Below are 19949 nucleotides of genomic sequence, written 5' to 3' on the forward strand. Positions count from 1 at the left end.
ATTATTGAAAGATCGGAGCAATCCGGTCTTTTTCTTATCACAAGATTGTAATGGTTTACATTTTTATAACAAAACTCTCAAACTCTTACTTGTTTTTGCATCATATTATAAAATAAAAAGCATAAAAGAATAAAAGAGGTTTTGAAAATATCTGAAAAAATGAAAGTTTTGGGTTGGGTAGCGACCTTCATGTCCGTTATGATGTATGTGTCTTACTTCCCACAAATCATGAACAACCTGGCTGGTCAAAAAGGGAACTTTATCCAGCCCTTGGTTGCAGCCATCAACTGTAGTCTCTGGGTTTACTACGGTCTTTTCAAGAAAGAAAGAGATATTCCCCTTGCGGCTGCTAATGCACCGGGTATCGTTTTTGGCCTAGTAACGGCTATCACAGCTTTGATTTAAAAAGAAGACTGGTTTCAGTCTTTTTTTTGTACATGTAAGCAAGATTAGTACCATCATTATCCATATATTTTCAAACTTTTTGCCCCCTTTTTAGTATAATAGAACTATCAAACCAAGTGAGGTAAAGTGATGACAGAAATACTACAATTTCCAGAGGGATTTCTCTGGGGTGGTGCTACGGCAGCTAATCAATGCGAGGGTGCTTATAATCAGGATGGTCGAGGTCTTGCTAATGTCGATGTGGTACCCATTGGACCTGACCGTGAAGCCATTATCACAGGTCAGAAAAAGATGTTTTCTTTTGAGGAGGGCTATTTTTACCCAGCAAAAGAAGCCATTGATATGTACCATCATTATAAGGAAGATATTGCGCTTTTTGCGGAAATGGGCTTTAAGACCTATCGGCTCTCCATTGCTTGGACTCGGATTTTTCCTAAGGGAGATGAAGGAGAGCCAAATGAAGCTGGTCTAGCCTTTTATGAGGATTTATTTAAGGAGTGTCACAAGTATGGGATCCAACCTCTGGTGACTATTACGCATTTCGACTGTCCTATGCATTTGATTGAAGAATACGGTGGTTGGCGCAATCGTCGGATGTTAGACTTCTATGAAAAACTTTGTCGTACACTCTTTACCCGTTATAAGGGTTTGGTCAAATACTGGCTTACCTTCAATGAAATCAACATGATTCTTCATGCACCTTTTATGGGAGCTGGGCTTTGTTTTGAAGAAGGAGAAAATCAAGAACAGGTTAAATACCAAGCCGCCCACCATGAGTTGGTAGCCTCGGCCATGGCGACTAAGCTTGCCCACGAAATTGACCCAGAAAACAGGGTGGGATGTATGTTGGCAGCCGGGCAATACTATCCTAACACATCCCATCCGAGAGACTACTGGGCTGCTATGGAGGAAGATCGCAAGAGTTACTTCTTCATTGATGTTCAAGCGCGTGGGGAATACCCAAACTACGCCAAGAAGCAGTGGGAACGCGAGGGAATCAAGATAGAAATGACGGCAGAGGATCTAGACTTATTGAAGAATTATACTGTTGACTTTGTTTCCTTCTCTTACTATGCAAGTCAAGTGGCCTCAGGGGATCCAGAAGTTAAAGAATTAGCTGCTGGAAATGTCTTTGCCTCTCTCAAAAATCCTTATCTTGAATCCTCAGAATGGGGTTGGCAGATTGACCCACTTGGCCTTCGTATCACCCTCAATGCCATCTGGGATCGTTACCAAAAGCCTATGTTCATCGTAGAAAATGGTCTCGGTGCTATGGATACACCGGATGAAAATGGTTATGTAGCAGATGACTATCGGATTGCTTACTTAGAGGCTCATATCAAGGCTATGCGAGATGCTATTTACCAAGATGGCGTTGAATTGCTTAGTTATACTACTTGGGGTTGTATAGATCTGGTTTCAGCTGGAACAGGCGAAATGAACAAGAGATATGGCTTTATCTATGTAGATCGTGATAATGCAGGTCAAGGAAGTCTCAAACGGAGCAAGAAGAAATCCTTCTACTGGTACAAGGATGTCATTACCAGCAATGGTGCAAGTATTAAGTAGAGCACATTTGTTCACTATTTTTATAAAATCTTCTCTCTACTTTATAAGATGTGAAAAAGAGTTCAATTAGACCAGGCTTTTTGCTATAATGAGGGGAGAAAAACAGACAGGAGAATAAGATGTCAGAACCATTATTTTTACAATCAGTTATGCAAGAAAAAATCTGGGGTGGAACCAAGCTACGTGATGAGTTTGGCTATGACATTCCAAGTGAAAAAATCGGAGAATACTGGGCCATCTCAGCCCACCCAAATGGAGTTTCAAAGGTAGCCAATGGTCGCTTTGAAGGAACAGACCTAGCTACTTTGTATGCGAAACACCGTGAATTGTTTGGCAACCGTCCAGAGCCTGTGTTTCCACTATTGACCAAGATTCTCGATGCCAATGACTGGCTCAGCGTCCAAGTTCACCCAGACGATGCCTATGGATTAGAACATGAAGGCGAGTTAGGGAAAACAGAGTGTTGGTACATTATCGCTGCAGATGAAGGTTCAGAGATTATCTACGGTCACAATGCCAAGTCAAAAGAAGAACTCCGCCAGCAAATCGAAGATAAAAACTGGGATGCCTTGCTGACAAAAGTGCCTGTCAAGGCTGGAGATTTCTTCTACGTACCAAGTGGTACCATGCACGCCATCGGTGCAGGCATCTTGATTCTTGAAACCCAGCAGTCTAGCGATACCACCTACCGTGTCTATGACTTTGACCGCAAGGACGACAAGGGCAACTTGCGTGAACTTCACCTTGAAAAATCTATCGATGTTTTGAACATTGGCGAGCCTGCTAATAGCCGTCCTGTGACTATCAAAGCAGATGATTTACGTTCCACTTTACTTGTCTCTAATGATTTCTTCGCAGTTTATAAGTGGGAAATTACTGGAAAAGTTGACTTTGAAAAGACAGCTGACTACAGCTTGTTTAGCGTCTTGGCTGGTCAAGGTCAACTGACTGTTGACGGGGAAAATTATCCAATCCAAAAAGGTAGCCACTTTATCCTACCAAGTGATGTTGAAGCTTGGACCCTAGAAGGGCAAGGCTTGGAATTGATTGTTAGCCATCCATAAAAAGAAAGGGCCTGAGTTCACTACTCAAGTCCTTTTTGATTACATAAATTGGGCGATAAAAACCACAATGATGATGATAGGAATGATAAAACGGAGAAGGAAGAGCCAGACTTGGAAAAATCCTTGTTCCCAGGCTCTTTCATCAAGATGTAGTTCCTCCATAGCAAGAGCCTTTTTAAAGATGTAGCCTGTAAAAAGTGACAGGCAGAGAGCTCCAAATGGCATGAGGAGATTGGAAACCAAGAAATCCATGGCGTCAAAGAAGGTCTTTCCAAAAATGTGAACATCCGCCATGACCCCATAGGATAGAGCTGAAGGAATTCCAAAGACAAAGGTCAAGATTCCTAAAATAGCACTCCATTTAGCACGCTTGCTGTTGTCCTGGTTGGTGATATTGCCCACATTGATTTCCAGCATAACGACAGAAGAAGTAACCGTCGCAAAGAGGAAGAGCAAGAGGAAGAGGATGTAGAAAATAGTTCCAAAAGGCATCTTGTCAAAGAGTTGAGGCAAGACGATAAAAAGCAGGCTTGGTCCCCCTTCAGACTGGATGTTGAAGGCTGACATGGCTGGGAAAATGGCTAGACCTGCCATGATGGATACCGAGATGTTCATGGCTACGATGGAAATCCCTGACTGGACCAGATTGGTTTTCTTGTCCAAGTAGGAGGCATAGGTCAGCATGGCTGTAACCCCTAGTGAGAGGGCAAAGAAAGATTGTCCCAGGGCATAAAGGAGACCAGCGCTAGTTAGTTTTGAAAAGTCTGGTTTGAGGAAGTAGAGAACCCCTTCCATGGCGTTTGGCAAGCTGAGAGAGCGTCCAATAATCACAACAAAGATGATAAAGAGTAGCGGCATCATGACTTTCGAGGCTCTTTCAATCCCTTTTTGAACCCCACGTGATACAATAAAGATATTCAATAAGATAAAGGCAGCTTGAGCTCCTAGGGCAATGGCTGGATTTGAAATGATTGAAGTAAATAACTGAGCATAATCACCCGTTCCACCAAGTTGGAACAATTTCCCAAACTCAATACCCAGATAGACTAGAATCCATCCTCCAATAACACTGTAAAAGGAGAGAAGGATAAAGAGGGCAAAGGCACCAATCCAACCGATAAAGTTGTACTTGTTATTCTTGCCAAGTTTTCCAAAGGTTTTAATAGCGGAAACGCCAGCACTACGGCCAAGGGCAAATTCAGCCAGCAGGAGCGGGAAACCAATTAAAGTAGTGGAAATGAGAAAGACCAGTAAAAAGCCTCCACCGCCATTAGCAGCAGTCATGTAGGGAAACTTCCAAACGGCACCAAGCCCGATGGCCGAGCCAGCAGATGCTAGAATAAAGCCAAGTTTCGAGCCCCATTGCGATTTTTCTGACATAGTTGAAACTCCAATCTCCTTTTTTAAAATAAGAAAAGGCTACTTGAGTTGTCAAATAGCCCTCTCTCAATGGCTCTTTATGAGCCTTCTGTTTGATTGATAGACTTGACTATCCTATCATGTTTTCAAAGGTCTGTCAAGAAAACCATTTTCAAGTTTTCACACCGTTCTCAAAAAGTTAAAAATTTTTCTCAAAAACGCTTGACTCTGACCTAAGGGGAGGGGTTATACTATTTCTTGTAAGGAGGAAATCATGTACCATATAAAAGAAGCTGCGCAGCTTTCAGGTGTCTCTGTTAAGACCCTGCATCACTACGATAAGATAGGGCTCTTGGTTCCCTTAAAGTCGGAAAACGGCTATCGAACCTATAGTCAGGAGGATTTGGAACGCCTTCAGGTTATTCTGTATTATAAATATCTAGGCTTTTCTTTAGAAAAAATAGCAGAGCTGTTAAAGGAAGAAAGGACAGATTTATTGCCCCATTTGACCAGGCAGTTGGACTATTTGACTCGAGAAAGGGAACATCTGGATACCTTGATTTCAACCTTACAAAAAACCATTCAAGAACAAAAAGGAGAAAGAGAAATGAGCATTCAAGAGAAATTTGCTGGATTTAACTACCAAGACCATCAAAAATACCACCAAGAGGCGGTAGAGAAATATGGACAAGAAGTCATGGACCAAGCGCTCGAGCGCCAAAAAGGCCACGAAGACGAAGCTACAGCTGCCTTCAACCAAGTTTTTCAAGCCTTGGCACAAAACCTTAAAAATGGACTAGCTGCAACAGCGGTCGAAAACCAAGAAGAAGCAGCCAAACTCTTGCAAGCTATTCGTACTTATGGATTTGACTGCTCTATTGAGATATTCGGTCATATTGGTAAAGGCTACGTCTACAACCCAGAGTTTAAGCAAAACATTGACAAATTTGGAACTGGAACAGCCCAGTACACATCGGATGTCATTGCTGCTTACGTTCAGACAAATGCAGAATAAATAGGCTAGGAATTTCCTGGCCTATTTTTTACTTCAAATCGTAAAGCCAGTCGTCACCGTCTTTGTAGTAAAAGAATTCACTGAGATTCTCTTCTAAAAAAACACGAAGCATATCAGACATATCATCAGTAGCAAGTTTTAGATGAGAAAGATTGCCAAAATCTTCCCACCAAACCTTCCCTTCGTCTGAAGATTGGAGTTCACCAGCAAAGTGTTCTGTCTTGTAAAAAAGGACGACATAACGATAATCCTCGTCGTCATACCAGTTTTTGATACCACAGAGTTGGGGTTTGGAAATGGTCAGACCAGTTTCTTCTTTCACTTCACGAATGACAGCATCAACAAAGGATTCGCCACGTTCAACATGACCACCAGGAAAAGTAATGCCGGGCCAGTCGGGATTAACTCGATCTTGAACCAGAACCTTGTCTCCGTTTTGAATCATACACATATTGACAAATTCGACTAATTCTCGTCTGTTCATATTGTTTTTCCTATTTTGTTAGTAATTTTTCTACTACGTTTAACTTTCGCATGGTCAAAACCACGCCAAACAATTTTTCAAGATAGTTGGTATTGAGCTTTTTTTGTTTTGCAGTTCTAGGAAGATAGAGGTAGAGACAGTAATTGCCTACACAGATTTCTTCCTCGCCGTAGTCAGCTTTCAATTTTTCTAGTGGCAGACTTTGGATAAGTCCTTGATAAAGAATTACATGCACACGATCATGAAGATAGTCTTCTTTAAATGGATTCTCATGAACAATCTTTTCAAAATCGTTCTTATTCTTGATAACCATTTTTAAGTCGGCCCCAATTTTTTCCTTTATCAGAATATGAACGCGTTTTCGTATTTCTTCTAGATCTAAGTCGCTTTCAAGAATGATATTCCCGCTTTGAATATAGGTTCGAACGTGTTGAAAACCAGCTTCTGTCAAAATATCTACCAAATAAGACATTTTCGGGATAGCATTTTTTCCATTAGGAGTAACGCCTCTCAGTAAAATAATATGTTCCAAAGGACTTCCTTTCTTACTTGGTATTTATTGGATTGGAGCCTGCCACCCAGCCGGTGCAGAGGGCAGAAGTGATGTTAAAGCCGCCCGTGTGGGCATTGATGTCTAGGACCTCACCAGCAAAGTGGAGGCTGGGAACGAGTTTGCTTTCCAGAGTTTTGGGATTGATTTCCTTGAGGCTGACACCGCCTTTGGTGACAAAGGACTTGGCTAGAGACATTTTGCCAGTCACAGGAATTTTGAGGGCCTTGATGGACTGGAGAAGTTGTTTGAGTTCCTTTTCAGTCAGTTGTTTGACTTTTTCAGGATAGCCTTGCACAAGAAATTCTGCCAAGCGTTCTGGAAGCAAAGTTTTTAAAGCATTTTTCAAGGATTTTTCCCGATTTTCTTCTAGAAATGTAATCAAGTCCTTCTCAGAAAGTTGGGGCAAAACATCTAGCGAGAGAACCTCCCCGCCCTTGACAAAGCTGGACATACGCAGAGCAGCAGGACCGGATAGACCAAAGTGGGTAAAGAGCAGATCGTGGGTGATGACATGCTTGCCATAGCTTAAGGTCACATCATCTAGTGAAATCCCCTGAAGTGCTTTGTGTGGAAAATCAGTCAACAATGGGCTCTCAGCAGCTTCAAGCTCGGTAATGGTATGTTTGAAATGACGGGCAATCTCGTGACCGAAACCAGTCGAGCCAGTAGAAGGATAGGATTTTCCACCAGTTGTGACAATGAGTTTATCGCAAGTGAAGGTTTGGTCTGCGGATTTAAGGACAAACTGGTTGTCTATCTTTTTAACCGAAACAACCTCCGTTTGAGTAGCAACGTGACCACCGAGTTCAGTGATTTTCTTTTCTAGCGTCTCGATAATGGTCCGAGACTTGTCACTAGCAGGAAAGACGCGTCCGTGGTCCTCGACCTTAAGTTTAACACCATTTTCCGTAAAAAAGTTGATAATATCGTGGTTATCGAACTGGGAGAAGACACTATATAGAAAGCGCCCATTTCCAGGGATGCCAGCTAATAGGTCATCTAAGCTTCCGTTATTAGTCACATTGCAACGACCACCACCCGTTCCAGCTAATTTTTTCCCAAGTTTTCGATTTTTTTCGATGAGAAGAGTTTTCTGACCATAAAAGCTACTGGAAATTGTAGCCATCATGCCAGCAGGACCTCCGCCGATGACAATAGTATCAAAATGTTTCATAGCTCTATTGTACCACAAAAAACAAGAGATGCTTGGCATCTCTTGTGGCTCATAATCTTAGTTAATTTCATATCCCATCAACAGACCGCCATCTTCTGCATAAAAACTGCAGAGACCAGACGTTAGGAGGATTTTGATATTGGCTTGTGGGAATGTTTCCAGCAAGCGTTCTGATAATTGCTGACAGAATTTTTCATTGCTGCGATGAGCCATGACGATACGGCCACCAGCATAGCCAGCCTTGATGAGTTCTTCATAGGCAGCTTGAAGGGATTTTTTTGGTCCACGCGCTTTCTGGAGCAGTTCTAAGGTTCCAGTTTCACTTGCTTCCCCAACCATACGGATGTTGAGAAGGCCAACGACTGTACCGATAAGCTTACTCAAACGGCCATTTTTAACCAAGTTATCAACTTTAGCAAGAACAAAGAGTAACTTCGTTTTTTCTTGGTAGGCTGTAATAGCTTCAACAATTTCTTCAAAAGAAAGTCCTTGATCAATCAAGTCATTGATTTTTTCTACAATTAGGTCAACTTCCCCACCAGCAGATAAACTATCAATCACATGAATCTGAGTGTCAGGGTGTTCTTCAAGGTAGATATTCTTAGCGAGTTGTGCACTATTATGGCTACCTGAAAGAGTACCGGTGATAGTAACGACAAAGATATGCTTAGCAACTTCAAATGCACGCAAGTAATCATCAGGGCTAGGACAAGCTGATTTTGAAGCCTCAGAAGTCGCATACATGGTTTTCATCATATGGTCAATGTCGAGACTGGCATCATCGATAAAGACCTGATCAGCTACTTGAATGGTTAAAGGAACACTAACAAATTCAGTATCAATAGCAGGAGTTGCCAGTTGACGATAATCACAACCAGAGTCAGCCACAATCTTCCAAGTCATAGAAATTCTCCATCTTTGTCACTTATACATTGACAAAGGTTCTGTCTTTTTTTACAATTGTATCATGAATGCCTTTGAAACAAAAGCACCATCCGTCTGTTGTTACAAGTAGAAAGAAATTGTTATGTCTGAACGTAAAATATCTGAAAAATCTCTTGAAAATCTCAGAAAATCAAATCAAGAATCCAATTTTTTAACCAGAGAAGCAATCGAGACGGCTCTTTTGCAACTTCTTGAGAAAAAGGACTTGGCAAAGATCAGTATTTCAGAATTAGTCAAGCGGGCGGGCGTTTCTCGTGCTGCCTTCTATCGTAACTATGATTCCAAAGAAGAGATTTTGGAAAGCGTCTTTAAACGCAGTGTCCATAACATTATGGGACAGTTGAGCCACTACGATGTCAAAACCGACCTTTATCTGGTCTGGGTTCACCTTTTCAGAGCAGCCAAGAAAGAAGCCAAGGTTATCCAATTTGCTCTGGACTACCATTTGGAAAAGATTTTTGTCCAAGCTATGCAGGAATTTCTGGAAAAATACCACGGAAAGTCAAAAGGCGTTAGCAGCTACCTTCATTCCTTTTGGAGCTCTGCCATCGTGTCGGTTCTGCTCAAATGGATCAAGGATGGCATGAAGGTTCCAGCTGAAAAGATTGCAGATTTACGCTTGCCATTTTTCAAAAAATAGAGGAAAAGGAGAAGATTTATGACAGAAAAAAGACTGGCTTGGGATGAGTACTTTGCAGCCCAGGCTTTACTGATTGCCAATCGTTCGACCTGTAAACGTGCCAAGGTGGGAGCTGTCCTAGTCAAGGACAATAAAGTCATTTCAACAGGCTATAATGGTTCCGTATCGGGAACGGAGCACTGTATTGACCACGACTGTCTGGTCATTGAAGGTCACTGTGTCCGAACCCTTCACGCCGAGGTTAATGCCATCTTGCAAGGAGCCGAACGAGGGGTTCCAAGAGGATTTACAGCCTATGTGACCCATTTCCCTTGTCTGAACTGCACCAAACAACTGCTTCAAGTTGGTTGTAAGCGCGTGGTTTATATCAACCAGTACCGAATGGATGACTATGCCCAGTACCTTTATCACGAAAAAGGCACCGAGTTGACCCATTTACCATTAGAGACTGTTCAGACAGCTCTCCAAGAGGCAGATTTGATTTAAAAATTAATAAAAATAAATGGTTTAGAAAGCTTTTTAAACCGTTTTTTGATATAATAAGAAGAATAAATTGAAAGAAGGAACTCAGAAAATGGGAAAAATTGAAGTCATTAATCATCCACTCATTCAACACAAATTGTCAATCTTGCGTCGTACAGACACTTCTACAAAAGCTTTTCGTGAGCTAGTAGATGAGATTGCAATGTTGATGGGATATGAAGTACTTCGTGATCTTCCACTTGAAGACGTTGAAATTGAAACACCTATCACAAAGACCGTTCAAAAACAATTGGCTGGTAAAAAATTGGCGATTGTCCCAATTTTGCGTGCAGGTATCGGGATGGTAGATGGTCTCTTGAATCTGGTTCCAGCAGCAAAAGTTGGACACATCGGTATGTACCGTGATGAAGAAACCCTTCAACCAGTTGAATACTTGGTGAAATTGCCTGAGGATATTGACCAACGTCAAATCTTTGTCGTTGATCCAATGTTGGCAACAGGTGGCTCAGCAATCTTGGCTGTAGATTCCCTTAAAAAACGTGGCGCATCCAATATCAAGTTTGTCTGCCTGGTATCTGCTCCAGAAGGTGTAAAAGCTCTTCAAGAAGCACATCCAGATGTAGAAATCTTTACAGCAGCTTTGGATGACCGCTTGAACGAACATGGTTATATCGTTCCAGGTCTTGGAGATGCTGGAGACCGCTTGTTCGGTACTAAATAAAATCCCAAAGTAAATATTGAAACTAGAAGTTCGTTTTTAACTTGAAAGGAGGTTGAGTTTTTGTTTCTGTTTAGAGAATAGAGCAAAAATTTGACCTTTTTTGACCAAAAAGATATAATAGTTCTGTATTGAAGTCGTATGACTAAGAAAATTCAACATTAAAAGGAGAAATGAATGATTCCTGTAGTTATTGAACAAACAAGCCGTGGAGAACGTTCATATGATATTTACTCACGTCTACTAAAAGATCGTATCATCATGTTGACTGGACCAGTTGAAGACAACATGGCCAACTCCGTTATTGCCCAATTGCTCTTCTTGGATGCCCAAGACAGTACAAAAGATATTTACCTTTATGTCAACACACCTGGAGGCTCTGTTTCAGCTGGTTTGGCAATCGTTGATACCATGAACTTTATCAAGGCAGATGTCCAAACCATCGTGATGGGGATGGCAGCCTCAATGGGGACTATCATTGCATCAAGTGGAGCAAAAGGTAAACGTTTCATGCTTCCAAATGCAGAGTACATGATTCACCAACCAATGGGTGGTACAGGTGGTGGTACCCAACAAACCGATATGGCAATCGCTGCAGAACACTTGCTCAAAACTCGTAAGACTTTGGAGCAAATCCTTGCAGATAACTCTGGTAAATCAGTCGAGCAAATTCATGTAGACGCGGAACGTGATTACTGGATGAGTGCCCAAGAAACACTTGAGTATGGTTTTATTGATGAAATCATGGTCAACAATTCTTTGAGCTAACCAACCTAAAAAGCAAACTCGACGGGGTTTGCTTTTTTTGATATAATAGGAGAAGATTTCTTAGAAAGAGGATTCATCATGTTTGAAAAGGTCAATCGATCAGGATTAATCATCTATCTCTACTATAATCGGGATGCAAAGAAACTTCAGGAATACGGTGACATCTGTTACCATTCTAAGAAGCATCGCTATTTGCAACTCTATGTTCCAACTGAGGAGTTAGATGACTTAGTAGAGAGATTAGGTAAGGAAAGATTTATCAAGAAAATTAGACGGTGTCACATTCAAGAGTTAGAAACTCCCTTCGTTGGCAATCTCTATCAAAACGAAGAAAACGTTATCATTTAAAAAAGTGAATAAAAAGGTTGACAATTTTCTGATAATTCGGTATATTCTTAACATACTATTTTTGAAACAATTATAAGGAGATAAAAAATGAAGAAAAAATTTGCCCTATCTTTTGTGGCCCTTGCTAGCGTAGCCCTTCTCGCTGCTTGTGGAGAGGTCAAATCAGGAGCCTCAAACGCTGCTGGTAACTCAGTCGATGAAAAGACAATTAAAATCGGATTTAACTTTGAAGAAACTGGTGCCGTAGCAGCCTACGGAACATCTGAACAAAAAGGAGCTCAACTTGCCGTTGATGAAATCAATGCAGCAGGTGGTATCGATGGAAAACAAATCGAAGTTGTAGACAAAGACAACAAGTCAGAGACTGCCGAAGCAGCTTCTGTTACAACGAACCTTGTTACCCAATCAAAAGTAGCAGCTATTGTAGGGCCTGCGACATCTGGTGCAACTGCTGCAGCTGTAGCTAACGCTACCAAAGCTGGAGTGCCATTGATTTCACCAAGTGCTACTCAAGACGGTTTGACTAAAGGTCAAGATTACCTATTTATCGGAACATTCCAAGATAGCTTCCAAGGGAAGATTATTTCTAACTATGTAACAAACAAATTGAATGCTAAGAAGGTTGTTCTTTATACTGACAATGCTAGTGACTATGCTAAAGGTATTGCTAAATCTTTCCGCGAAACCTACAAGGGTGAGATTGTAGCAGATGAAACGTTTGTAGCAGGTGATACAGACTTCCAAGCAGCCCTTACTAAAATGAAAGGGAAAGAGTTTGACGCTATCGTTGTTCCAGGATACTACACAGAAGCAGGTAAAATTGTAAACCAAGCCCGTGGTATGGGAATTGATAAACCAATCGTTGGTGGTGATGGATTTAACGGTGAAGAATTTGTTCAACAAGCGACAGCTGAAAAAGCATCAAACATTTACTTCATCTCAGGATTCTCAACTACAGTTGATGTTTCTGAAAAAGCTAAAGCTTTCCTTGAAGCATACCGTGCTAAATACAATGAAGAACCTTCAACCTTCTCAGCCTTGGCTTATGACTCAGTTTACCTAGTAGCCAATGCTGCAAAAGGTGCTAAAAACTCAGGTGAAATCAAGGATAACCTTGCTAAAACAAAAGATTTTGATGGTGTAACTGGTCAAACGAGCTTTGATGCTGACCACAATACAGTGAAAACTGCTTACATGATGACCATGAACAATGGTAAAGTAGAAGCAGCAGAAGTTGTAAAACCATAACATTAGAATAGTAGTTGAAATAGGGAATGAGCCTTTGACTCACTCCCTGTTTCGGTGTTTATGAACTTGTGAAAATGATGAAATTTTCTAAAAAATAACGATAGAAAAGAGTGAATGCTATGCTCCAACAACTTGTGAATGGTTTAATTCTGGGTAGTGTTTATGCACTTTTGGCCTTGGGTTATACCATGGTTTATGGAATTATCAAACTCATCAACTTCGCCCACGGTGATATTTATATGATAGGTGCCTTTATTGGTTACTTTTTGATTAATTCCTTCCAAATGGATTTCTTTTTAGCTTTGATTATTTCAATGGCAGGAACCGCACTACTTGGTGTTGTGATTGAATTTCTTGCCTACCGTCCTTTGCGACACTCTACACGTATTGCCGTATTGATTACTGCCATCGGAGTGTCTTTCCTACTGGAATACGGAATGGTTTATCTAGTAGGTGCCAATACTCGTGCCTTCCCTCAAGCAATTGAAACAGTCCGCTTTGACTTGGGACCAATTAGCTTGACAAATGTTCAATTGATGATTTTAGCAGTTTCTGTACTCTTGATGGTTTTATTACAATTGATTGTCCAAAAAACAAAAATGGGGAAAGCCATGCGTGCGGTATCAGTTGATAGTGACGCAGCTCAATTGATGGGAATTAATGTAAATCGTACAATCAGCTTTACCTTTGCTTTGGGTTCAGCCCTTGCCGGTGCGGCAGGTGTCCTCATTGCCCTTTACTACAACTCTCTTGAACCTTTGATGGGCGTGACTCCAGGTCTAAAATCATTCGTTGCGGCCGTACTTGGTGGTATCGGGATTATTCCTGGTGCAGCTCTAGGGGGATTTGTGATTGGCTTGTTGGAAACTTTTGCTACTGCCTTTGGTATGTCTGATTTCCGTGATGCTATCGTTTATGGGATCTTGCTTTTGATTCTGATTATTCGTCCTGCAGGTATCCTTGGTAAGAATGTGAAAGAGAAGGTGTAAACAATGAAGACAAATCTTAAAGTAAATATTCTCTGGTTATTCCTTCTGTTAGCGGGTTATGGATTGATTAGTGTACTGGTTTCTGCTGGTGTTCTCAATCTATTCCATGTACAAATTTTAGAACAAATTGGGATTAATATTATCCTTGCAGTAGGTTTGAACTTAATCGTTGGTTTTTCAGGACAATTCTCACTCGGTCATGCAGGTTTTATGGCGATTGGGGCTTATGCAGCAGCGATTATTGGTTCAAAATCACCAACCTATGGTGCCTTCTTTGGAGCAATGGTCTTGGGTGCCTTGATTTCTGGTGCAGTTGCTTTGCTCGTTGGAATTCCAACACTACGCTTGAAGGGTGACTACCTAGCTGTTGCGACACTAGGTGTTTCAGAAATCATTCGTATCTTTATCATTAATGGTGGCAGTTTGACCAACGGTGCTGCTGGTATCTTGGGTATTCCAAACTTTACCAACTGGCAAATGGTTTATCTATTTGTGGTGATCACAACTATTGCAACTCTCAACTTCTTACGTAGTCCAATTGGACGCTCTACTCTATCTGTTCGTGAGGATGAGATTGCTGCAGAGTCTGTTGGGGTAAACACTACAAAGATCAAGATTATCGCTTTTGTCTTTGGTGCCATTACAGCAAGTATTGCTGGTTCACTTCAGGCTGGTTTTATCGGATCTGTTGTGCCAAAAGATTACACCTTTATAAATTCCATCAACGTGTTGATTATTGTTGTATTTGGTGGACTTGGATCGATTACTGGTACCATCGTTTCAGCGATTGTTTTAGGAATTTTAAATATGCTCCTTCAAGATGTAGCTAGCGTGCGTATGATCATCTATGCTTTGGCACTTGTATTGGTCATGATTTTCAGACCAGGTGGACTTCTTGGGACATGGGAATTGAGTCTATCACGTTTCTTTAAAAAATCTAAGAAGGAGGGACAAAACTAATGGCATTACTTGAAGTTAAACAGTTAACCAAACATTTTGGCGGTCTAACAGCTGTTGGAGATGTCACTCTTGAATTGAACGAGGGAGAATTGGTTGGTCTGATTGGACCAAATGGTGCTGGTAAAACAACCCTTTTCAATCTCTTGACCGGTGTTTATGAACCAAGCGAAGGTACTGTGACACTAGATGGTCACCTCCTAAATGGGAAAACTCCCTATAAGATTGCTTCACTTGGTCTCAGTCGTACTTTCCAAAATATTCGTTTGTTCAAGGACTTGACAGTTTTGGAAAATGTTTTGATTGCATTTAGCAATCATCATAAACAACATGTCCTTGCGAGCTTCCTACGCCTACCAGCTTTTTATAAGAATGAGGAAGAATTAAAAAGCAAAGCTTTGGACTTGCTGAAGATTTTTGATTTGGATAGTGACGCAAATACTCTTGCCAAGAATCTGGCCTATGGTCAACAACGTCGATTAGAAATTGTTCGTGCTCTGGCAACTGAACCTAAGATCCTCTTTTTGGACGAACCTGCAGCTGGTATGAATCCACAAGAAACAGCTGAATTGACAGAATTGATCCGTCGTATCAAAGATGAATTTAAAATTACCATCATGCTTATCGAACATGACATGAATTTGGTTATGGAAGTCACTGAGCGTATCTATGTTCTTGAATATGGTCGGTTGATTGCTCATGGGACTCCGGATGAGATCAAGAACAACAAACGCGTTATCGAAGCTTATCTAGGAGGTGAAGCCTAATGTCTATGTTAAAAGTTGAAAACCTCTCTGTGCATTACGGCATGATCCAAGCAGTTCGTGATGTAAGTTTCGAGGTTAATGAAGGTGAAGTTGTTTCCTTGATAGGTGCTAATGGTGCTGGTAAAACAACCATTCTTCGTACCCTTTCAGGTTTGGTTCGTCCAAGTGCTGGTAAAATTGAGTTTTTAGGAAAAGAAATTCAAAAGTTGCCAGCGCAAAAAATCGTAGCAGGTGGCCTTTCACAAGTTCCTGAAGGACGCCATGTTTTCCCAGGTTTGACCGTTATGGAAAACTTAGAAATGGGAGCCTTTTTAAAGAAGAATCGTGAAGAAAATCAAGCCAACTTGAAAAAAGTTTTCTCACGTTTCCCTCGTCTGGAAGAACGCAAAAACCAAGATGCGGCAACTCTTTCAGGTGGTGAACAGCAGATGCTGGCTATGGGACGCGCTCTCATGTCTACACCTAAGCTCCTTCTCCTAGATGAGCCGTCAATGGGACTTGCCCCAATCTTTATCCAAGAAATTTTTGATATCATTCAAGATATTCAGAAGCAAGGAACAACGGTCCTCCTAATTGAACAGAACGCTAACAAGGCCCTTGCTATCTCTGACCGTGGTTATGTACTTGAAACAGGCAAGATTGTCCTATCAGGAACAGGAAAAGAACTCGCAGCATCAGATGAAGTCAGAAAAGCATATCTAGGTGGCTAAAACAATCCAGTGGATTGTTTTAGTCGGCGGATAAGGATTGCAGCCAAGCGACACCTAATACGACTACTTATCAAAAATATAAAATATTTCAGGGCTCCAGAATAAGGAGCTCTTTTATTTATATGTTTTTTGAGGAAAGGGAAGAAGGTCTTAATTTTTACTCATTCTTTCCCTATTTGAATTGACAGTCATTTTTGTTCATATTATAATATTAGTAAGAAAAAATTGAACAGGAGGACTGAGAAATGCTAACAGAAAAACAATTTAAACTTTTGCGTTTTATGTTGATACATAAAGAAAAGACCTTTACTCAGAGACAGTTAGCTGAAGAGTTAGACCTATCTTTAGGAACAATCAACACATTATTGAAAAAACTGAAAGAAGAGCAGTGGCTTGATGAGGAGCTTCACTTAACAGAACTAGGTCAGAAAGTTTTAGAACCCTATAGAGTAGAAAATGCCATTATAATGGCTGCTGGCATGAGTAGTCGTTTTGCTCCTTTGTCTTATGAGATTCCTAAAGGATTACTTCAAGTCAAGGGGGAACGCTTGATAGAGAGGGAAATCAGACAGCTGCAAGAAGCAGGAATAGAAGATATAACCATTATCGTAGGCTATCTTCAAGAAAAAATGTTCTATCTTGCAGAGAAGTTTGGTGTAAAAATTGTAGTGAATAATGATTACTACAAATACAATAACTGTTCGTCTCTTATGTTGGTTAAAGATCAACTTTCCAACACTTATATTTGTTCATCAGATAATTATTTTGTGGAAAATCCTTTTGAGCAATATATTTATAGAGGTTACTACTCGACGATATTTGCAGAAGGTCAAACGGACGAATACTGTGCTATAGAGGATTCGAATAACACCATCATTGATATCCAGATTGGTGGAGAAAATACTTGGGCTATGGTGGGGCACGTTTATTTCGACCGTGCATTTAGTGAGAAATTCAAGGAAATTTTAGAAACCGAGTTTAAGCACGAACCTTATCGGGAACAGCTTTGGGAGGATTATTATAGTCGGCATGTCAAGGAACTCCTTTTAGAAGCTCGTCACTATTCAGCGGATATTGTTAAAGAATTTGATTCACTAGATGAACTCCGTCAATTTGATGAACGTTATTTGGTAAATGCAGATTCGGCCATTATTGATAATATCTGTAAGACATTAAAGTGTGTGGCTTCAGATATTGTCAATATCAAACCACTAAAAGATGGATTAACCAACACATCATTTTCATTTGACTGTCTAGGGAAAAAATATGTTTACCGTCATCCGGGCAGGGGAACGGAAAATTATATCGACCGAGCTAGTGAAGCAGCTTCTATGGAAATTGCTGCAAAATTAAAGATTGACCGTACCTTCGTAGCTATGAACAAGGATGAGGGCTGGAAAATTTCAGAATTTATTCCCAATGCTAAGCAACTGGATTATGATAACTGGGATGATGTGGCGCAAGCAATGGATCTTTTGAGACGATTACACCAATCTGGAGAAAAAACGGGACATCCCTTTGACCAATTTGAGGGAATTGATGATTTTAGAGAAAAATTGAAGGCTAGAAATCGATTTGAGTTTGATGGTCTCGAGGACTTGGATAAAACTGTTTCACTTCTCAAAAACTATTTACAGAATGATCCCAAACAGGTTGTCCTTTGTCATGGAGATTCCTATAGTCCTAATTTTTTGTTAAATGAAGCAGGCGAAATGAGCTTGATTGATTGGGAATATTCTGGAATGGGAGAGCCGGCAGGAGATTTGGGGACCTTTATCGCGTGTTCCAATTATTCCGTAGAGGATGCTGAAAAAGTACTGGAATTGTATCTAGAAGGAGTTCCAGATAAGAAAACCAAACGTCACTATTTGGCTTATGTAGCAGTGACCTCATATTATTGGTTCTTGTGGGCTTTGTTCCAGGAGAGTGTCGGAAAACCAGTCGGTGAGTTCCTCTACATCTGGTATCGCTATACCAAACAATATGGACAACTGGCCCTTGACTTGTATTTGGAGGAGAACTGAGATGAAAACGACATCTGAAATTGAAGAATTAGTAGCAGCTGAAACAAAGAGAAGATTGGAAGAAATGGAGTCACCAAACTACGAGTTTGTTCAACCCTTCCTAAAAAATGATTTCATTTTAATCATCTCCATAGTCCTAATCAACCTTGTTTTGATTATCTTAGCAATGACGGGAGGAATTCAATAACATGTCTAAAATGAATGACTATATCCAACAAGAAACCATAACCGGAATTGTTCCCATGACCAATAAGGATCGTCAGTATTCTTTCTGGGATCTCTTTCTATCGACAAGTGGTTTTGCCATTGCAACTTGGTGCTATACCCAAGGGGCTTATGTAGCTCAATATTTGACCTTTAATCAAATGTTGATAAATATTTTTAGCTTTAACATTATCTGGGTTTTTATTGAATGTCTCCCTATTTTGTTTGCGGTTAAGTATGGAATTGATTTGTGGATTTGGTTGAGAGCTGTTCTAGGAAAAAGAGGTGTAGCCCTGTTATCAACCATTATTAGCTTGGCTAACTTTGGATGGTATGCTGTTGCGGCCAATCTTTTTGCCAGTTCCATGATTCATTTGGCAAATAATTTTGGTCTTGGTTTGGACAAGGGAGTATGGGCGCCTATTCTTGGTACCCTCTGTGTTCTTCTTGGGACTCTCATTGCTCTTGGAGGTCCAGAAGTGATTAAATGGACCAATCGCTTCTTGGTTATCGCCTTATTGATTGTCGGTCTCATTATCGTTGGAATCTGCTTTGTCGCCGTTCCTATAACGGATATTATGAATATCCAACCAGCCACTCAAGGAGATTTGACGCCATTAGAACGCTTCATGCTCTCTGGAGAAGGAAATGTTGCCTTTGCCTTTTCTTGGTCTACACAAGCATTGGTTTTACCACGTTTAGCAAAATCAGAACGCAGTGGTTATTGGGCTACAGCCTTATCATACGGAGTTGTGGCTCCATTCTTCGTTGCGACAGGTGGAGTCATGGCTCTAGCCATGTTTGTCAAAACAGGTGTGTATGAAAGTGATCCAACAACCATGCTATCAACTCTAAGCACCCCAGCCTTTGCTCTCTTAAGTCTACTACTAGTAGCCTTTGCTAATATTGGAACCCAGGGGACAGGATCATATGTGAACTGTATGATTGTCAAAAGTGGGATGCCCAAAGTAAGCTATAAACTAATGGTTTGGATTGCCATGGTTTACGTGAGTCTACTCACTATCTGGGGAGGAGTAGAAGAGTATTTCGGATCCTTCATCTCCCTAGCTGCCTATATTCAGGGGCCAATTATTGGTATGATTGTTGTCGACTATTTTATCTTAAGAAAACGAAAACTCGACTTGCGTTCAGCCTATTTCCTTGAAGGGCATGACGCCTACGAGTTTACTAAAGGATTTAACTTAGTTGGCTTGTCTTGCGTATTTATCTCCTTATTGGTAGCGGTACTTTTTGTCTACAACCCTGTAACTGCACAAATTCAAAGTCCAATATTTTTAATCACAACGGGTAGCGGATTTACTGCGCTATTTGGCGGTCTACTATATTGGCTAGCCAGTCTTAGCCCACTGAAACGTTATATGATAAAAGATCGAGACACTGTTACGATTTAAGAAGAGAGGGGACTACGGTTCCCTCTTAATTATGTGACTATTAGTCCGTCTCGCTCCGCTAGGTGCGAGACAAATAAACCACCCGCTATGCGGGTGCGCGTCGAAGGTTATAC

22 protein-coding genes are annotated in these 19949 nt (G+C 40.8%); 17 read left to right on the forward strand and 5 right to left on the reverse strand.

The window, feature by feature from the left end:
• The first annotated feature begins 147 nt into the window (after positions 1 to 147).
• From ATE37_RS06735 to manA, 3 genes are all read left to right on the forward strand, one after another.
• The gene (locus ATE37_RS06735) at positions 148 to 405 is read left to right on the forward strand and encodes a SemiSWEET family transporter (protein ID WP_084868514.1); all 258 of its coding nucleotides are present in this window, start codon (positions 148 to 150) and stop codon (positions 403 to 405) included.
• 129 nt (positions 406 to 534) lie between these two features.
• Entirely contained in the window at positions 535 to 1974 is a 1440-nt protein-coding gene (locus ATE37_RS06740) for a 6-phospho-beta-glucosidase (protein WP_084868456.1), read from the forward strand.
• 119 nt (positions 1975 to 2093) lie between these two features.
• Positions 2094 to 3038, forward strand: coding sequence for a mannose-6-phosphate isomerase, class I (manA, locus tag ATE37_RS06745; protein ID WP_084868457.1), 945 nt, complete (start codon positions 2094 to 2096; stop codon positions 3036 to 3038).
• A gap of 39 nt (positions 3039 to 3077) precedes the next feature.
• On the opposite strand, the gene ATE37_RS06750 is transcribed toward manA, so the two are convergent.
• On the reverse strand, positions 3078 to 4418 hold the full coding sequence (locus ATE37_RS06750) for a sodium-dependent transporter (protein ID WP_084868458.1): 1341 nt from the start codon (positions 4416 to 4418) through the stop codon (positions 3078 to 3080).
• A 253-nt stretch (positions 4419 to 4671) separates the two neighbouring features.
• On the opposite strand from ATE37_RS06750, the gene ATE37_RS06755 reads away from it, so the two are divergent.
• Complete coding sequence (locus ATE37_RS06755) at positions 4672 to 5412, forward strand: MerR family transcriptional regulator (RefSeq protein ID WP_084868459.1); 741 nt, start codon at positions 4672 to 4674, stop codon at positions 5410 to 5412.
• Between the two features lie 28 nt (positions 5413 to 5440).
• Here ATE37_RS06755 and ATE37_RS06760 read toward each other — a convergent pair whose 3' ends face one another.
• From ATE37_RS06760 to ATE37_RS06775, 4 genes are read right to left on the reverse strand one after another with little or no spacing between them, the layout of a single operon-like run.
• Positions 5441 to 5896, reverse strand: coding sequence for an 8-oxo-dGTP diphosphatase (locus ATE37_RS06760; protein WP_084868460.1), 456 nt, complete (start codon positions 5894 to 5896; stop codon positions 5441 to 5443).
• A 10-nt stretch (positions 5897 to 5906) separates the two neighbouring features.
• The gene (locus ATE37_RS06765; protein WP_084868461.1) at positions 5907 to 6428 is read right to left on the reverse strand and encodes a DUF1697 domain-containing protein; all 522 of its coding nucleotides are present in this window, start codon (positions 6426 to 6428) and stop codon (positions 5907 to 5909) included.
• Positions 6429 to 6441: 13 nt separating this feature from the next.
• Positions 6442 to 7623 carry an aminoacetone oxidase gene (gene aao / locus ATE37_RS06770; RefSeq protein WP_084868515.1) on the reverse strand — a complete coding sequence of 394 codons (1182 nt, stop codon included), beginning with the start codon at positions 7621 to 7623 and terminating at the stop codon, positions 6442 to 6444.
• Positions 7624 to 7680: 57 nt separating this feature from the next.
• Entirely contained in the window at positions 7681 to 8526 is an 846-nt protein-coding gene (locus tag ATE37_RS06775) for a DegV family protein (protein ID WP_084868462.1), read from the reverse strand.
• Positions 8527 to 8650: 124 nt separating this feature from the next.
• Here ATE37_RS06775 and ATE37_RS06780 point away from each other — a divergent pair, with 124 nt between their 5' ends.
• The 13 genes from ATE37_RS06780 to ATE37_RS06845 all read left to right on the forward strand — a co-directional run bounded on the left by ATE37_RS06780 (position 8651) and on the right by ATE37_RS06845 (position 19836).
• On the forward strand, positions 8651 to 9208 hold the full coding sequence (locus ATE37_RS06780; protein WP_084868463.1) for a TetR/AcrR family transcriptional regulator: 558 nt from the start codon (positions 8651 to 8653) through the stop codon (positions 9206 to 9208).
• A gap of 18 nt (positions 9209 to 9226) precedes the next feature.
• A complete protein-coding gene (locus ATE37_RS06785) occupies positions 9227 to 9694 on the forward strand; it encodes a deoxycytidylate deaminase (RefSeq protein ID WP_070656980.1) in 468 nt (155 codons plus the stop codon).
• A gap of 88 nt (positions 9695 to 9782) precedes the next feature.
• Positions 9783 to 10412, forward strand: coding sequence for a uracil phosphoribosyltransferase (upp, locus tag ATE37_RS06790; RefSeq protein ID WP_084868516.1), 630 nt, complete (start codon positions 9783 to 9785; stop codon positions 10410 to 10412).
• Between the two features lie 174 nt (positions 10413 to 10586).
• Complete coding sequence (locus tag ATE37_RS06795) at positions 10587 to 11177, forward strand: ATP-dependent Clp protease proteolytic subunit (RefSeq protein WP_000613460.1); 591 nt, start codon at positions 10587 to 10589, stop codon at positions 11175 to 11177.
• Between the two features lie 78 nt (positions 11178 to 11255).
• On the forward strand, positions 11256 to 11525 hold the full coding sequence (locus ATE37_RS06805) for a YlbG family protein (RefSeq protein ID WP_084868464.1): 270 nt from the start codon (positions 11256 to 11258) through the stop codon (positions 11523 to 11525).
• A gap of 87 nt (positions 11526 to 11612) precedes the next feature.
• Positions 11613 to 12773 (forward strand): ABC transporter substrate-binding protein, encoded by a 1161-nt coding sequence (locus ATE37_RS06810; RefSeq protein ID WP_000726111.1) that lies wholly within the window; start codon positions 11613 to 11615, stop codon positions 12771 to 12773.
• A 119-nt stretch (positions 12774 to 12892) separates the two neighbouring features.
• On the forward strand, positions 12893 to 13762 hold the full coding sequence (locus tag ATE37_RS06815) for a branched-chain amino acid ABC transporter permease (RefSeq protein ID WP_007517552.1): 870 nt from the start codon (positions 12893 to 12895) through the stop codon (positions 13760 to 13762).
• A 3-nt stretch (positions 13763 to 13765) separates the two neighbouring features.
• Positions 13766 to 14722, forward strand: a complete 957-nt coding sequence (locus ATE37_RS06820) for a branched-chain amino acid ABC transporter permease (RefSeq protein WP_000856262.1) — start codon at positions 13766 to 13768, stop codon at positions 14720 to 14722.
• On the forward strand, positions 14722 to 15486 hold the full coding sequence (locus tag ATE37_RS06825; protein ID WP_001186018.1) for an ABC transporter ATP-binding protein: 765 nt from the start codon (positions 14722 to 14724) through the stop codon (positions 15484 to 15486). Before ATE37_RS06820 ends, ATE37_RS06825 begins: the two co-directional genes overlap by 1 nt.
• Positions 15486 to 16196, forward strand: coding sequence for an ABC transporter ATP-binding protein (locus ATE37_RS06830; protein ID WP_000062204.1), 711 nt, complete (start codon positions 15486 to 15488; stop codon positions 16194 to 16196). Before ATE37_RS06825 ends, ATE37_RS06830 begins: the two co-directional genes overlap by 1 nt.
• A gap of 245 nt (positions 16197 to 16441) precedes the next feature.
• Positions 16442 to 18220: a phosphotransferase gene (locus ATE37_RS06835; protein ID WP_084868465.1), complete on the forward strand. Its 1779-nt coding sequence runs from the start codon at positions 16442 to 16444 to the stop codon at positions 18218 to 18220.
• A 1-nt stretch (position 18221) separates the two neighbouring features.
• The gene (locus ATE37_RS06840; protein ID WP_084868466.1) at positions 18222 to 18407 is read left to right on the forward strand and encodes a hypothetical protein; all 186 of its coding nucleotides are present in this window, start codon (positions 18222 to 18224) and stop codon (positions 18405 to 18407) included.
• Position 18408: 1 nt separating this feature from the next.
• On the forward strand, positions 18409 to 19836 hold the full coding sequence (locus ATE37_RS06845) for a cytosine permease (protein WP_000041471.1): 1428 nt from the start codon (positions 18409 to 18411) through the stop codon (positions 19834 to 19836).
• Positions 19837 to 19949: the final 113 nt, after the last annotated feature.

The sequence above is a fragment of the Streptococcus oralis subsp. tigurinus genome (assembly GCF_002093575.1).
In the GTDB taxonomy this organism is placed as follows: Bacteria; Bacillota; Bacilli; order Lactobacillales; family Streptococcaceae; genus Streptococcus; species Streptococcus oralis_CH.